The sequence below is a fragment of the Vibrio sp. 1167 genome (genome assembly GCF_033340375.1).
GTDB classification, from domain to species: Bacteria; Pseudomonadota; Gammaproteobacteria; order Enterobacterales; family Vibrionaceae; genus Vibrio; species Vibrio alginolyticus.
Map to the genome: position 1 here is coordinate 145,050 of NZ_JAWOWK010000002.1, position 13,207 is coordinate 158,256.

Genomic DNA, 13,207 nt, shown 5'->3' on the forward strand with positions numbered 1-13,207 from the left:
TAGCGAGACTGGGAATCTAATAGCAGCACGCTGAGCGGTTAATGAAACAATTTGACCATAAACCGCTCGGATAGAAGATCCTGTATCACGCTCCTTCGTCGCTGTACAGGATGACGAGATATAGAAATATGCCACTTGCTGTTAAACGAGCGGCATTATTCTCTCAGGTAACCATTTTTCAAGGTAAAAAGATGATTGAAGCCGATCGTTTAATCGCGCCAGAAAACCCTGCCTTTCGTGATGAAGATGTCATTGACCGTGCTATTCGGCCAAAAAAATTAGCGGATTACCAAGGTCAGGACCATGTCCGTGACCAAATGGAGATCTTCATTAAAGCTGCTCAGTTACGTAGCGAAGCACTTGATCACCTGTTAATTTTTGGCCCTCCGGGTTTGGGTAAAACCACGCTAGCAAATATTGTCGCCAACGAGATGGAAGTAAACATCCGTACTACTTCAGGGCCAGTTCTTGAAAAAGCAGGCGATTTAGCCGCGTTACTAACCAACCTAGAAGAAAATGACGTTCTATTTATTGATGAAATTCACCGCTTAAGCCCAATGGTTGAAGAGGTTCTGTATCCGGCGATGGAAGATTATCAACTGGATATTATGATCGGTGAAGGTCCGGCCGCTCGTTCTATTAAGATCGATTTGCCGCCGTTTACTTTGATTGGTGCAACGACCCGAGCTGGCTCTTTAACGTCACCATTACGCGATCGTTTTGGTATTACTCAGCGCCTTGAGTTTTATAAGATAAAAGACCTCCAAGATATCGTGCAGCGAAGCGCGGATTGTTTAGGTTTATCAATGGAACCTGAAGGTGCATTGGAAGTGGCAAGACGTGCGCGTGGCACACCACGTATTGCTAACCGTTTGCTACGCCGTGTTCGTGATTATGCGGAAGTAAAAGGCAATGGTCACATTTGTGCCGATGTTGCCGATAAGGCGTTGAATATGCTTGATGTGGACGCCGAAGGCTTCGATTACATGGACCGTAAGCTACTACTCGCGATTATGGAAAAATTTGGTGGTGGTCCGGTCGGGCTCGACAACATGGCAGCGGCGATAGGTGAAGAAAAGGACACTATTGAAGACGTTCTTGAACCTTATCTTATTCAGCAAGGTTATTTACAACGCACTCCGCGTGGAAGAATCGCGACAGATCGTGCGTATTTGCATTTCGGAATTGAAAAATAAGATTCCCTCGCTGGGCCTTTGTTGCCCAGTGCTTCATTAAAGTTGACCAAACTCACATTTTTTGAATTTTTTCTCATACTGGTTTAGTAAGTAAAAAGCATTGATTGTTAACTCGATGTTTGCTTGCAACTGGTTAATTTCTCTCCTGATTACTCTCTCTTAACATCCGTATCCAATACTGGTTGATCTAGATCAATGTGATGGATTTTTGTTCAAATTCCGCGCATAAACATTGATGTATATCAAAGCGCGTTACGGCTATAAACCTTTTGAAACAATCTGTTTTTACAAGTAATATTAGCCCCAGCTATATTAGCTGATGCTTAACAATTAACTAACCAATGAAGCACATTTTTGCAACAATGAGTTGTGATAATTCAACATTTTTCAAGTGTAAATAACACCTGAATATGGATTGCAATATGTAGAGAGTGTCATTCAGCCGACACATAGGAGTTACCATGATTGACGTAGTTGATCTATCGCGGTTGCAGTTTGCACTGACAGCGATGTATCACTTCCTATTCGTACCATTGACCCTTGGTATGGCCTTCCTTCTGGCCATTATGGAATCGATGTACGTAATGACGAACAAGCAAATCTATAAGGACATGACCAAGTTCTGGGGTAAGCTATTCGGTATTAACTTTGCACTTGGTGTGGCGACAGGCCTTACCATGGAGTTCCAGTTTGGTACGAACTGGTCTTACTACTCCCACTATGTAGGTGATATCTTCGGTGCACCGCTAGCGATCGAAGCACTTGTCGCATTCTTCCTGGAGTCAACTTTTGTTGGTCTATTCTTCTTCGGGTGGGATCGTCTATCTAAACGCCAGCACTTAGCGGTTACCTGGCTTGTGGCACTAGGCTCTAACTTCTCTGCTCTTTGGATTCTTATCGCAAACGGCTGGATGCAAAACCCAGTAGGCGCAGATTTCAACTTCGAAACCATGCGAATGGAAATGGTGAGCTTCTCTGAGGTTGTACTAAACCCAGTTGCTCAGGTTAAGTTCGTGCATACGGTTGCTTCTGGTTACACTTGTGGCGCAATGTTTATTCTAGGCATCAGTTCATACTACCTATTAAAAGGTCGTGACATTGCGTTTGCTCGTCGTTCGTTTGCTATTGCTGCTTCTTTCGGTATTGCAGCTATCTTATCTACCATCGTTCTTGGTGACGAATCTGGCTACGAGCTTGGTGAAGTTCAAAAAGTGAAACTCGCTGCAATTGAAGCAGAGTGGCACACTGAACCTGCACCTGCCGCATTTACGTTATTTGGTGTTCCTAACCAGGAAACGATGCATACCGATTACGCAATTAAGATCCCTTACGTAATGGGTATTATCGCGACACGTTCTTTTGATGAGCAAGTAACAGGTCTTCGTGATTTACGTGATGAACACGTCGATCGTATTCGTGACGGCATGTACGCTTATGAACTTCTAGAGAAGCTTCGTGCGGGCGATAAGTCAGAAGAAAACATGACTGCGTTTGATGAAGTGAAAGGTGACCTAGGTTACGGTCTACTTCTAAAACGCTACACAGACAATGTTGTTGATGCAACAGAAGAGCAAATCCAAGCTGCTGCGGACGACTCAATCCCAACAGTATGGCCGCTATTCTGGTCATTCCGTATCATGGTTGCTTGTGGCTTCATCATGTTGTTTGTCTTTGGTGCGGCGTTTATCCAAACGTGTCGTCAGAAGATTGAGCAGAAACAATGGATTCTAAAAGCTGCACTATTTAGCATTCCACTACCTTGGATTGCAATTGAAGCGGGTTGGTTCGTCGCTGAGTACGGCCGTCAACCTTGGGCTGTAGGTGAAATTTTACCAGTGCATGTTGCAGCTTCTGCACTAACTGCAGGTGAAATCTGGACTTCACTCTTCGCAATTCTGGCGCTATACACGGTATTCCTGATTGCAGAAGTTTACCTAATGTTGAAATTCGCTCGTAAAGGCCCAAGTAGCCTGAAAACGGGTCGCTACCACTTCGAGCAAAATGCTGACTCTGTTGAAGACAAAGTTAGTCGCCAAGTAGAAGCGTAAGGTAAGGAGATAACAAGATGTTTGATTACGAAATCTTGCGACTCATCTGGTGGGTACTAATCGGTGTTCTACTAGTTGGTTTTGCAGTAACAGACGGCTTCGATATGGGTGTAGGCGCGCTTGTACCTATCATCGGTAAAAACGACACGCAACGCCGTGTCATGATTAACTCAATTGCTCCTCACTGGGATGGTAACCAAGTTTGGCTTATCACTGCTGGTGGTGCACTGTTCGCAGCTTGGCCTTTGGTTTACGCAACGTCATTTTCAGGCTTCTACTTAGCGATGATTTTGACACTAGCAGCGCTATGGCTTCGTCCTCTGGGCCTAGACTACCGCTCTAAAATCGAAGATCCAAAATGGCGCAATACCTGGGATATCTGTATCTCAATCAGTGGTTTTGTTCCGCCAATCATCTTTGGTGTAGCGTTTGGCAACCTTCTACAAGGTGTACCATTCCAATTGAGTGAGTTCTTGATGCCAACATACCATGGCTCATTCTTTGGTCTACTAAACCCATTTGCACTGTTGTGTGGTCTAGTAAGCTTGTTCATGATTTTGATGCAAGGTTCTACTTGGCTACAAATGAAAACAACAGGCGAAGTGCATGTGCGTGCGCGCAACGTTGCTCAGTTGGCTGGTTTACTGACGGTTGCTGCGTTTGTAGCGGCTGGTTTCTGGATCCAAAATATCGATGGCTACGTCATTGTTGGCGGTATCGACACTAACGCTGCTTCTAACCCTCTAAACAAAGAGGTTATCCGTGAAGCTGGTGCGTGGATGAAGAACTTTGAAAACTACCCACTACTATGGGCTGCTCCTGTATTAGGTGTTGCAATGCCGCTTCTCGCTGTATTGGCATCTCGTCTTGAAAAATGTGCGATTTCGTTCATTACTTCAAGCTTGGGTGTTGCTGGTGTTATCTTTACTGCAGGTTTTGCGATGTTCCCATTCATCATGCCTTCAGACTTAATGCCAAGCCACAGCTTAACAATGTGGGATGCAACGTCATCTGAGCTGACTCTGAACCTAATGACAGGCGTTGCGTTTGTTATGGTGCCAATCATCCTTGGTTATACATCTTGGACTTACTACAAGATGTTTGGTCGCCTTGATGACCAGTACATTGAAGACAACAAAAACTCACTTTACTAAGGAGCATTTACTATGTGGTATTTCGCATGGATTCTAGGTGTACTACTTGCTTGTGCATTCGGTATCATCAACGCTCTTTGGCTAGAGCACTCAGAAATGATGGATAAAGACAGTGAGTAACCTCGCTGATAAGGTAGCGAAACTTCACGCACCAATGGATAAGACTCTGCTACGAGTCTTATCTCTCATCCTTGGCTTTATGCACATAGGATTGGTGATGTGGGACCCTGAAGCTTACCATCAAGCAATTGGTGGTTTTAACTCAATCATCGCACCAGCACTGATTTGGTCTGTATGTTCAAGCATGGTGTATGGGGTGGGCTTCAAGCCAAGAAACTGGTACTGGCAAGTTTTGTTTAGTCCTTATTTCTCGTTAGCTATCTTAATTTATCTAACGGCACTTTATTTCATTTAGGCTGAAATATGCTGTAATAAAGTCGGTTACTAAATCATCGAATAAAAGCTAGGTATCTCGCCTAGCTTTTATTTTTTCTACAAATTTCAAAAATATTTCCTTAGCTCGGTACCAATTGCTGTCGCTTCAGTTATAGTAATTACTTTAAAGAATTGAATATATTGGTACTCCCTTGCAAGGCACATCAAATCTCTTTCACTGGCCGATCACCGTGTACTATGAAGACACTGATGCGGGCGGTGTTGTATATCATTCTAATTATCTAAAATTCTTTGAGCGCGCACGGACAGAGATGTTACGTGCTAAAGGCATTTCTCAACATGTGTTACTGGAACAAAATATCGGCTTTGTTGTCCGACACATGGATATCGATTTCAACCAAGGGGCTAGGCTGGACGAGCATCTGACAGTCGTAACCCGAGTGTCAGAAATAAAACGTGCTTCTCTGCAATTCTGTCAAGAGTTGGTCAATGATCAAGGCAAGATATTGTGCAAGGCCTCGGTTAAGGTAGCATGTATCGATAATAAGAAAATGAAACCAATAGCTATTCCAACCTTTATAAATTCGGAGCTAACAAATAGTGACTGCTGATATTTCCATTTTAGATCTCTTTCTTCAGGCCAGTCTGTTGGTAAAGCTTGTGATGCTGACGTTGCTTGGCATGTCAATTGTGTCATGGGCAATGATCATCAAGCGCAGCAAAGTGCTTTCTCAAGCGTCAAAAAATGCAGAGCAGTTTGAAGACAAATTTTGGTCGGGTACTGATCTTTCTCAGCTTTACCAAAAAGTAAAAGCGCGTAAAGACGAAATTGAAGGCACAGAAGAAATCTTCTACGCAGGTTTTACAGAGTTTGCTCGCCTACGTAAGAGCAACGCAAATTCACCAGCTTACATCATGGAAGGCACTGGCCGCGCAATGCGCGTTGCTGTTTCTCGTGAAGTTGATGAGCTAGAAACAAGCTTACCGTTTTTGGCAACAGTCGGTTCTATAAGCCCTTATATCGGCCTATTTGGTACCGTTTGGGGCATCATGCACGCCTTTATTGCGCTGGGTGAAGTAAAGCAAGCTACGTTGTCTATGGTTGCACCGGGTATCGCCGAGGCACTTATCGCGACAGCGATGGGTCTATTTGCGGCTATTCCGGCAGTAATGGCGTACAACCGCCTAAGCAATAAAGTGAGTAAACTAGAGCACACTTACGCAACATTTTCTGAAGAATTCCACAGCATCCTTCATCGTCAAGCGATGGCTGGCCGAGACAGCGCGGATAAGGAATAAAGCATGGCGGGTTATCAACCTAAAAAGCGAAAAATGACAGCGGAGATCAACGTTGTTCCGTATATCGACGTAATGCTCGTACTGTTGATCATTTTTATGGCGACCGCTCCATTTGTGACTCAAGGCGTCGACGTTGATCTTCCGAAAACATCGACTGCAGAATCTATGCAAGACCTTGCTGGCGAGACTGACAGTAGCTTTATTATCATCGAAATTGATAGCGAGGGTAATTTAGGCCTAAGCGTCAATGATGAAGAAGTTCAGCGAGGTTTGTCGTTGCAAGATGTTATTGTGCGAGTGAAAGCGGAGCGAGAGGTTAAGCCGGATTCACCAGTTGCGGTAGGTGGCGACGCGGCAACACCATATGCCGATGTTGTTCTATTGCTGGATGAACTAAGTCGAGCTGGTATCCCTAAGGTAGGTCTAATGACCGATATCAGGGAATAGACATCAATTATCTATGAAAGATCACAAGAAGAAACCCAACCAATACACCAAACCGATAGCAATATCGGTTGGTTTGCATGCAATTCTAGTTGCAGCCCTGCTTTGGGGGACGGACTTCAATATGTCTAAACCAGAGCCTACAGGGCAAATGGTTCAAGCTGTTGTCATCGATCCAAAACTTGTGCAGCAACAAGCGAAAGAAATTCGCCAGCAACGCGAAAAGGCAGCGAAAAAAGAACAAGAGCGTCTTGATAAACTGAGACGCGAAGCAGAGCAGCTAGAAAAAAACCGCAAAGCTGAAGAAGAGCAAATTCGCAAGTTGAAAGAGCAGCAAGCGAAAGATGCTCAAGCGGCACGAGAAGCAGAAGCTGCGCGTAAGAAAAAAGAGCAAGAGCGCAAGCAGGAAGAAGAACGTGTTCGCAAAGAAAAAGAGCGAGCTGCTAAGCTAGAAAAAGAGCGCAAGGAAAAAGAAGAAGCCGTGCGTAAAGCTGAACAGCAGCGTTTAGCAAAAGAGGCGGCTATCGCAAAAGCTGAGCAAGAACGTTTAGCTCGTGAAAAAGCAGCAAAAGAAGCGGAAGAAAAAGCACGTCGTGAGCGTGAAGCAGCTGAAAAAGCTGAACAAGAGCGCATCGCAAAAGAGAAAGCGGCAAAAGAGGCAGCGGAGCGAGAGCGTAAAGCGAGAGAAGCAGCTGAGCGTGCCGAGCGTGAGCGTAAAGCTCAAGAAGCCGCGTTAGATGATATTTTTGCGGGTCTCGAGGATGAGGTCAGTAAAAACAGTGCTGCGCGCAATCAATTTATTGACGACGAACTTTCTCGTATGTCATCCATCTATACTCAAAATATTCAGCAAAAGCTGATTAAGGATGACTACTTGCTGGGAAAGGAGTGTAGGGTAAACATCAAATTGATTCCGACAGGAACTGATATGATGGTCTCTGGTGTTACCGTTTTGAGTGGTGATGCTCGAGTATGTGCTGCGGCGAAGCGAGCAATAGCTCAGGTAGGGACGTTCCCTAAATCTTCAGAATCAGCGGTCAATGAAAGACTAAAAGACATCAACATAACTGTTGCTTTGGACTAAAAGGAATAAGACGTGATTAGACGCCTTTTACTAGGAATGTTTGTACTGTTTAGCAGTATGACAAATGTGGCGAATGCCGCATTAGAGTTGGTCATTACCGATGGTATTGATTCAGCACGACCAATTGCTGTTGTTCCGTTTAAGTGGGAGGGCACACAAGCGCTTCCAACGGATGTTTCTGCTGTTATCGCCTCGGATTTACAACGTAGTGGTAAATTTAGCCCAGTTCCAACGAGCAAAATGCCACAAACACCGTTCAGTGAATCAGAAGTTAATTTTGATGCTTGGACCAATTTAGGCGTGGATGCGCTATTGACTGGTTCAATCAAGCAAAACGACCAAGGTGACTACGTTATCAACTATCAACTTGTTGATATTGTGCGTGGTCAGTTAACGGGTGGGAAGAGTAAGGCGCTTGGTAGTGACGGTGAATTGGTTCTGTCAAAAGATCATGTGCTGTTCAATAAAGTAGCCACTGTTCAAGGGCCTCGTATGCGTGAGTACGCTCACCGTATCTCTGATTTGGTGTATGAGCAGTTGACTGGCGACCGTGGCGCTTTCATGACTCGTATCGCATATGTGGTAGTGAACGATAAAGACCGTTTCCCTTACCAACTTCGAGTCGCTGATTACGATGGCTACAATGAGCGTCTGGTTTTACGCTCTAAGCAACCATTAATGTCACCAGCGTGGTCACCAGATGGTAAAAAGCTTGCGTATGTTAGCTTCCAAAATGGCCAAGCAGAAATCTTCATAATGAACATCTACACCGGTGAACGTGAGAAAATTACTTCATACCCACGTCACAATGGTGCACCAAGATTTTCGCCTGATGGCAATAAGTTAGCGATTGTTCTTTCTAAAACAGGCTCGCTTCATGTTTATACGTTTGACCTTAACACTCGTAAACTGACGCAAATTACGCGTGGCAGATCAAATAATACGGAACCGTTCTGGCATCCCGATGGAAAATCGTTGATTTTCACATCGGATAGGGGTGGTAAACCACAGATTTATCAAGTAAATTTGGGCAGCGGTTCTATTGACCGTTTGACTTGGCAAGGCAGCCAAAATTTGGGTGGTCAGATTACTCCTGATGGGCGATTCCTAGTTATGGTGAACCGCAGCAACGCAGGATTTAATTTGGCGAAACAAGATTTGGAAACTGGTGCTCTTCAAGTCTTAACTAAGACCTTGCTTGATGAGTCTCCTAGTATTGCCCCAAACGGTGGCATGGTTGTGTATAGCTCGATTTACAACAAGAAAAACGTACTATCGATGGTGTCAATTGATGGTCGATTCAAAGCTAGATTACCGGCAACAAATGGGCGTGTTCGAGCGCCTGCATGGTCACCGTTTTTGTAGTAATAAGTTTGATTAATAAAGGAAAATAAGATGCAACTGAACAAGGTTCTAAAAGGGCTACTAATCGCGCTTCCTGTAATGGCTGTTACAGCGTGTAGTTCAAGCGACGACGCTGCTTCTAACACTGGTGCAGCAACAAACAACAATGGCGCAGTGGAAACAACAGTAGCTACGCCAATTGATCAAAGCGGTCAGTTGACAGAGCAAGAGCTAAAAGAGCAAGCGCTACGTGAAACTCAAACAATCTACTTTGCTTTTGACAACTCAACAATTGCAGCAGATTACGAAGAGATGCTAGCGGCTCACGCTTCTTACCTAAGCAAGAACCCAGCACTTAACGTAACTATCGAAGGTCACGCTGATGAGCGCGGTACACCTGAGTACAACATTGCTCTAGGTGAGCGTCGTGCACAAGCAGTAGCGAACTACCTACAAGCACTAGGTGTTCAAGCTGACCAAATCTCAATCGTTAGCTACGGTGAAGAGAAGCCACTTCTTCTAGGTCAATCAGATGAAGTTTACGCTAAGAACCGTCGCGCGGTTCTAGTATACTAATTCGAGGTAATCCTCATGTTCAGTAACACTAAGCGCGCTGTTGCGCTTACGTTACTGGCAAGTGCAGCGAACTTTGCGTTCGCTGCACCAGCTCCAGTATCTGATCTCAACAGCACATCATCCGTCTCTAAGAGCCGTTCATCTGAAACGGAAGTAGAGCGTCTAGAACGTTTGCTCCAAAACCGCAATCGCGTTCAGCTCCAAATGCAACAGCAAATTGACCAAATGTCGCAAGAGATCAGTGAATTGCGTGGTCAATTAGAGCGAAATAGCTACGAAATGAAACAAATGTTGCAACGTCAACGTGAGTTGTTTGTCGAGCTGGATCGTGTTCGTGGAGAGATAAAATCTACACCTGCACAAGAAGCACAACCTGTGAAAACAGGTGGCCAGTACACACCAAATGTTGATGAGCAAACGGCATACCAAAATGCAGTCGACCTCATCCTCAAGAAACGTGACTACACTGGCGCAATTGCAGCGTTCCAGCAGTTCCAGAAAGATTATCCTGATTCTACATATTCAGCGAATTCTCACTACTGGCTAGGTCAGTTGTACTTCGCTAAAAAGCAGGATGAGGATGCAGTGAAAAGTTTTGCCGCTGTGGTGTCTTACAAAGACTCCAATAAGCGAGCCGATGCGTTGCTTAAATTAGGCGAAATCGCTGAGCGTAATAACAATGCAGCTCAAGCGAAAAAGTACTACCAACAAGTGGTTGATGAATACCCAGGTAGTGCATCTGCAAAACTTGCCAGCTCTAAGCTGTAAGACGTTATGTTTTGAAAAGGAAGCCTCGGCTTCCTTTTTCTTTTCCATTTTCTGTTGGTGCAGAACGGCTAAGTCGATAGCAATGATGCAGAGCCTCTGACCTTGTGTTGTACCGAATTTCGCTACTCGGAAATGCTACCTGTAACAAAGATATACGGCTAGACCGCTAGAAATCCCCGCGACAAGTTGGTTTTTGAAAATTAACGAGGTTACAATACTCGGATTAAAGGAAGTTGCGTAGAGCAAGAGCAATGAGCCATATATTAGATAAAATCGACACTGTTTACCCATTCCCACCGAAACCAGTTCCATTAAGCGAAGAAGAAAAAGCATCTTACATTGAGCGTATTAAAAAGTTACTCAAAGAAAAAGATGCGGTACTTATCGCGCACTATTATACCGACCCTGAGATTCAAGCCCTAGCTGAAGACACTGGCGGGTTTGTTGGTGACTCGTTGGAAATGGCGAAGTTTGGTAATCGTCACCCTGCAAGTACATTGATTATTGGTGGTGTTCGCTTTATGGGCGAGTCGGCCAAAATTCTGACACCAGAAAAGCGCATTCTAATGCCAACGTTGGAAGCGGAATGTTCGCTCGACCTTGGCTGTCCTGCGGATAAGTTCAGCGAGTTTTGTGATGCTCACTCTGATCATACGGTTGTAGTTTACGCAAATACTTCAGCAGCGGTTAAAGCCCGTGCCGACTGGGTCGTTACATCGAGCATTGCGCTTGAAATCGTGGAACACTTAGACGCTGAAGATAAGCCAATTATTTGGGGACCAGACCGTCACCTAGGATCGTACATCGCTAACAAAACTGGCGCAGATATGCTGCTTTGGCAGGGTGAGTGTGTGGTTCATGATGAGTTCTCTGCTGATGCGCTACGAAAAATGAAGAGCGTGTATCCAGATGCGGCTATTTTGGTTCACCCTGAGTCACCAGCAAGCGTCGTAGAACTTGCCGATGCCGTTGGATCAACGAGTCAGCTGATCAAAGCAGCGAAAGAGCTTCCTCACAAACAAATGATCGTTGCGACAGACAAAGGCATTTTCTTTAAAATGCAGCAACTTGTGCCAGAGAAAGAACTTATCGAAGCGCCAACCGCAGGTGCAGGCGCAACATGTCGCAGCTGTGCACACTGTCCTTGGATGGCAATGAACGGTTTGAAAGCAATTGAGAAAGCGCTTAGTGAAGGTGGTGAAGAGCACGAAATTTTTGTTGATGAAGCGCTACGTGTGAAATCACTTATCCCACTGAACCGCATGCTAGATTTTGCTGAGCAGCTAAATATGCAAGTGAAAGGTAATGCTTAAAAAGTAGGCGTAACTGAAAGTAAATCTCAAAAACCAGCCGAATATGGCTGGTTTTTTTGTGTCTTACTATCAATGAGTTACTATTGATGCAATCAATGAATATCGAGGTCATAAATTTATGGCGGTGTGGTTAGTAGTTAAAAAGTGGCTTAGTTCCCACCTTTTTAAATTGAGCAACCGAAGCCTTCTCATCTTTAGTGGCTTATATGTGAGCCTTTCATGGTGGCTGCTGGTTCTCGCTGGTGAAACAGCATTAACAGACAGTTTCGCTAACTTTATCTATTACCTCATGGTTACGGCGAGTACGGTGGGTTATGGCGACCATTCTCCAGTAACAGATATGGGTAAATGGGTTGTCGTACTATTTGTAATCCCCGGCGGTTTGAGCTTATTCGCCGCATTATTGGGGCGTGTCGCTGGAGCAGCGATGGACTATTGGCGAGCGGGTATTTTAGGAAAACGGAGAGTAAGAGTGGAAAACCATATTGTATTGTTGGGCTGGAATGGATCGAGAACGATGCACCTTATTCGCATGTTACAACATGAAGAAGAGGGAAAGCGCCCGATTGTTTTATGCAGCCGTTCAGAAATAGAGAACCCGTTACCTGGCGAAATCAGTTTTATCAAAGTGACCAGTTATACCGATTCGCAAGAAATGAAAAACGCCAATATTGCCGAAGCCGCTTGCATTATTGTGGATAATCTCTCGGACGACATTACCTTGTCAGCCGCTCTATACTGCGCATCTGTAAACCCTTCCGCTCATTTGGTCGCTTACTTTAAAGATGAAGCGCTAGGCCGACTTCTAAGTCAGCATTGCCCGAAAGCGGAATGCATACCTGCTGTTGGCGCAGAAATGTTGGCAAAAGCGGCGGTTGACCCGGGCTCAAGTGCGCTTCATCAGGAGCTTTTGGCTTCAACACGAGGTATGACGCAATACTCAGTTATTTATCCTGAGGGGCAGTCTGCCACCACTATTGAGAATCTCTTCGTTTTTCTCAAAAGACGCCATCATGCCACGCTGATTGCTTTTGATATTGGCGATGGTATTCAACTCAACCCAGATTTAGATGCTGAAGTACCCGCGAGTACCAAGCTGTTTTACATTGCAGATGAACGTATTGAAGATTTTGCCTGGAAAGAAATGAACAAGGAACAATAATGCACATGATTGCTGGCCTGTTAGCAGGCTTCCCAAACTTTTTACTCTATTTCTCTGTTTCTATTATTTTTGTATTGGCGTTTAAGTTCATCTACGTCAAGTTGACGCCATACGATGAGTGGCATCTGATCAAAGAAAAACAAAATACAGCAGCAGCGATTGCGCTAAGTGGGGCCTTCCTTGGTTACTGTCTCGCGATTTCGGGGGCGGCAAAAAACTCAGTCAATATCGTCGATTTTATGGTATGGGGCGTTGTTGCAATGCTTGCTCAAATTATTGCATTTGCAATTGTACGCTTTATTTTACTTCCGAAAGTGGCAGAGCGTATCGAAAAAGATGAACTGCCAGCCGGTATTGTATTAGCAGCAGTTTCTGTTTCGGTTGGCGTATTGAATGCCGCGTGCATGACCTACTAGGAGGAAC

Annotated in this window: 15 protein-coding genes; all 15 read left to right on the forward strand. The window is 44.7% G+C overall.

Going from position 1 to position 13,207, the window contains the following annotated elements; genetic code table 11:
* Positions 1-191: 191 nt before the first annotated feature.
* The 15 genes from ruvB to R7Z78_RS04095 all read left to right on the forward strand — a co-directional run bounded on the left by ruvB (position 192) and on the right by R7Z78_RS04095 (position 13,200).
* Positions 192-1,196, forward strand: coding sequence for a Holliday junction branch migration DNA helicase RuvB (ruvB, locus tag R7Z78_RS04025; protein WP_005378312.1), 1,005 nt, complete (start codon positions 192-194; stop codon positions 1,194-1,196).
* A gap of 461 nt (positions 1,197-1,657) precedes the next feature.
* The gene (gene cydA, locus R7Z78_RS04030; protein ID WP_005378311.1) at positions 1,658-3,244 is read left to right on the forward strand and encodes a cytochrome ubiquinol oxidase subunit I; all 1,587 of its coding nucleotides are present in this window, start codon (positions 1,658-1,660) and stop codon (positions 3,242-3,244) included.
* A gap of 17 nt (positions 3,245-3,261) precedes the next feature.
* Positions 3,262-4,398 carry a cytochrome d ubiquinol oxidase subunit II gene (gene cydB, locus R7Z78_RS04035; protein WP_006742909.1) on the forward strand — a complete coding sequence of 379 codons (1,137 nt, stop codon included), beginning with the start codon at positions 3,262-3,264 and terminating at the stop codon, positions 4,396-4,398.
* A 12-nt stretch (positions 4,399-4,410) separates the two neighbouring features.
* Positions 4,411-4,518, forward strand: a complete 108-nt coding sequence (gene cydX / locus R7Z78_RS04040) for a cytochrome bd-I oxidase subunit CydX (RefSeq protein ID WP_000270284.1) — start codon at positions 4,411-4,413, stop codon at positions 4,516-4,518.
* The gene (gene ybgE / locus R7Z78_RS04045; RefSeq protein ID WP_033905055.1) at positions 4,511-4,813 is read left to right on the forward strand and encodes a cyd operon protein YbgE; all 303 of its coding nucleotides are present in this window, start codon (positions 4,511-4,513) and stop codon (positions 4,811-4,813) included. Before cydX ends, ybgE begins: the two co-directional genes overlap by 8 nt.
* A 172-nt stretch (positions 4,814-4,985) precedes the next feature.
* The gene (ybgC, locus tag R7Z78_RS04050; protein ID WP_017820044.1) at positions 4,986-5,405 is read left to right on the forward strand and encodes a tol-pal system-associated acyl-CoA thioesterase; all 420 of its coding nucleotides are present in this window, start codon (positions 4,986-4,988) and stop codon (positions 5,403-5,405) included.
* Complete coding sequence (gene tolQ, locus R7Z78_RS04055; protein ID WP_005378301.1) at positions 5,395-6,093, forward strand: protein TolQ; 699 nt, start codon at positions 5,395-5,397, stop codon at positions 6,091-6,093. The genes ybgC and tolQ overlap by 11 nt, the downstream gene beginning before the upstream one ends.
* 3 nt (positions 6,094-6,096) lie before the next feature.
* Complete coding sequence (locus R7Z78_RS04060) at positions 6,097-6,540, forward strand: ExbD/TolR family protein (protein ID WP_005378298.1); 444 nt, start codon at positions 6,097-6,099, stop codon at positions 6,538-6,540.
* 13 nt (positions 6,541-6,553) lie between these two features.
* Positions 6,554-7,621, forward strand: coding sequence for a cell envelope integrity protein TolA (gene tolA, locus R7Z78_RS04065; RefSeq protein ID WP_054575111.1), 1,068 nt, complete (start codon positions 6,554-6,556; stop codon positions 7,619-7,621).
* Between the two features lie 12 nt (positions 7,622-7,633).
* Positions 7,634-8,986, forward strand: coding sequence for a Tol-Pal system beta propeller repeat protein TolB (gene tolB / locus R7Z78_RS04070; RefSeq protein ID WP_005387925.1), 1,353 nt, complete (start codon positions 7,634-7,636; stop codon positions 8,984-8,986).
* A 30-nt stretch (positions 8,987-9,016) separates the two neighbouring features.
* Positions 9,017-9,541: a peptidoglycan-associated lipoprotein Pal gene (pal, locus tag R7Z78_RS04075; RefSeq protein WP_005378293.1), complete on the forward strand. Its 525-nt coding sequence runs from the start codon at positions 9,017-9,019 to the stop codon at positions 9,539-9,541.
* A gap of 15 nt (positions 9,542-9,556) precedes the next feature.
* Positions 9,557-10,309: a tol-pal system protein YbgF gene (gene ybgF, locus R7Z78_RS04080; protein WP_005378285.1), complete on the forward strand. Its 753-nt coding sequence runs from the start codon at positions 9,557-9,559 to the stop codon at positions 10,307-10,309.
* 251 nt (positions 10,310-10,560) lie between these two features.
* Positions 10,561-11,622, forward strand: a complete 1,062-nt coding sequence (gene nadA / locus R7Z78_RS04085; protein WP_104975997.1) for a quinolinate synthase NadA — start codon at positions 10,561-10,563, stop codon at positions 11,620-11,622.
* A gap of 118 nt (positions 11,623-11,740) precedes the next feature.
* On the forward strand, positions 11,741-12,784 hold the full coding sequence (locus tag R7Z78_RS04090; protein WP_017820047.1) for a potassium channel protein: 1,044 nt from the start codon (positions 11,741-11,743) through the stop codon (positions 12,782-12,784).
* A complete protein-coding gene (locus tag R7Z78_RS04095; protein ID WP_005378281.1) occupies positions 12,784-13,200 on the forward strand; it encodes a DUF350 domain-containing protein in 417 nt (138 codons plus the stop codon). The genes R7Z78_RS04090 and R7Z78_RS04095 overlap by 1 nt, the downstream gene beginning before the upstream one ends.
* The last annotated feature ends 7 nt before the right edge of the window (positions 13,201-13,207 follow it).

Excerpts from the sequence above, each read along its gene's own strand:
- ybgF (WP_005378285.1), top strand. The coding sequence starts at position 9,557 with ATGTTCAGTAACACTAAGCGCGCTGTTGCGCTTACGTTACTGGCAAGT.
- R7Z78_RS04095 (WP_005378281.1), top strand. The coding sequence starts at position 12,784 with ATGCACATGATTGCTGGCCTGTTAGCAGGCTTCCCAAACTTTTTACTC.
- pal (WP_005378293.1), top strand. The coding sequence starts at position 9,017 with ATGCAACTGAACAAGGTTCTAAAAGGGCTACTAATCGCGCTTCCTGTA.
- ruvB (WP_005378312.1), top strand. The coding sequence starts at position 192 with ATGATTGAAGCCGATCGTTTAATCGCGCCAGAAAACCCTGCCTTTCGT.
- nadA (WP_104975997.1), top strand. The coding sequence starts at position 10,561 with ATGAGCCATATATTAGATAAAATCGACACTGTTTACCCATTCCCACCG.
- R7Z78_RS04060 (WP_005378298.1), top strand. The coding sequence starts at position 6,097 with ATGGCGGGTTATCAACCTAAAAAGCGAAAAATGACAGCGGAGATCAAC.
- cydB (WP_006742909.1), top strand. The coding sequence starts at position 3,262 with ATGTTTGATTACGAAATCTTGCGACTCATCTGGTGGGTACTAATCGGT.
- R7Z78_RS04090 (WP_017820047.1), top strand. The coding sequence starts at position 11,741 with ATGGCGGTGTGGTTAGTAGTTAAAAAGTGGCTTAGTTCCCACCTTTTT.
- cydA (WP_005378311.1), top strand. The coding sequence starts at position 1,658 with ATGATTGACGTAGTTGATCTATCGCGGTTGCAGTTTGCACTGACAGCG.
- cydX (WP_000270284.1), top strand. The coding sequence starts at position 4,411 with ATGTGGTATTTCGCATGGATTCTAGGTGTACTACTTGCTTGTGCATTC.
- tolA (WP_054575111.1), top strand. The coding sequence starts at position 6,554 with ATGAAAGATCACAAGAAGAAACCCAACCAATACACCAAACCGATAGCA.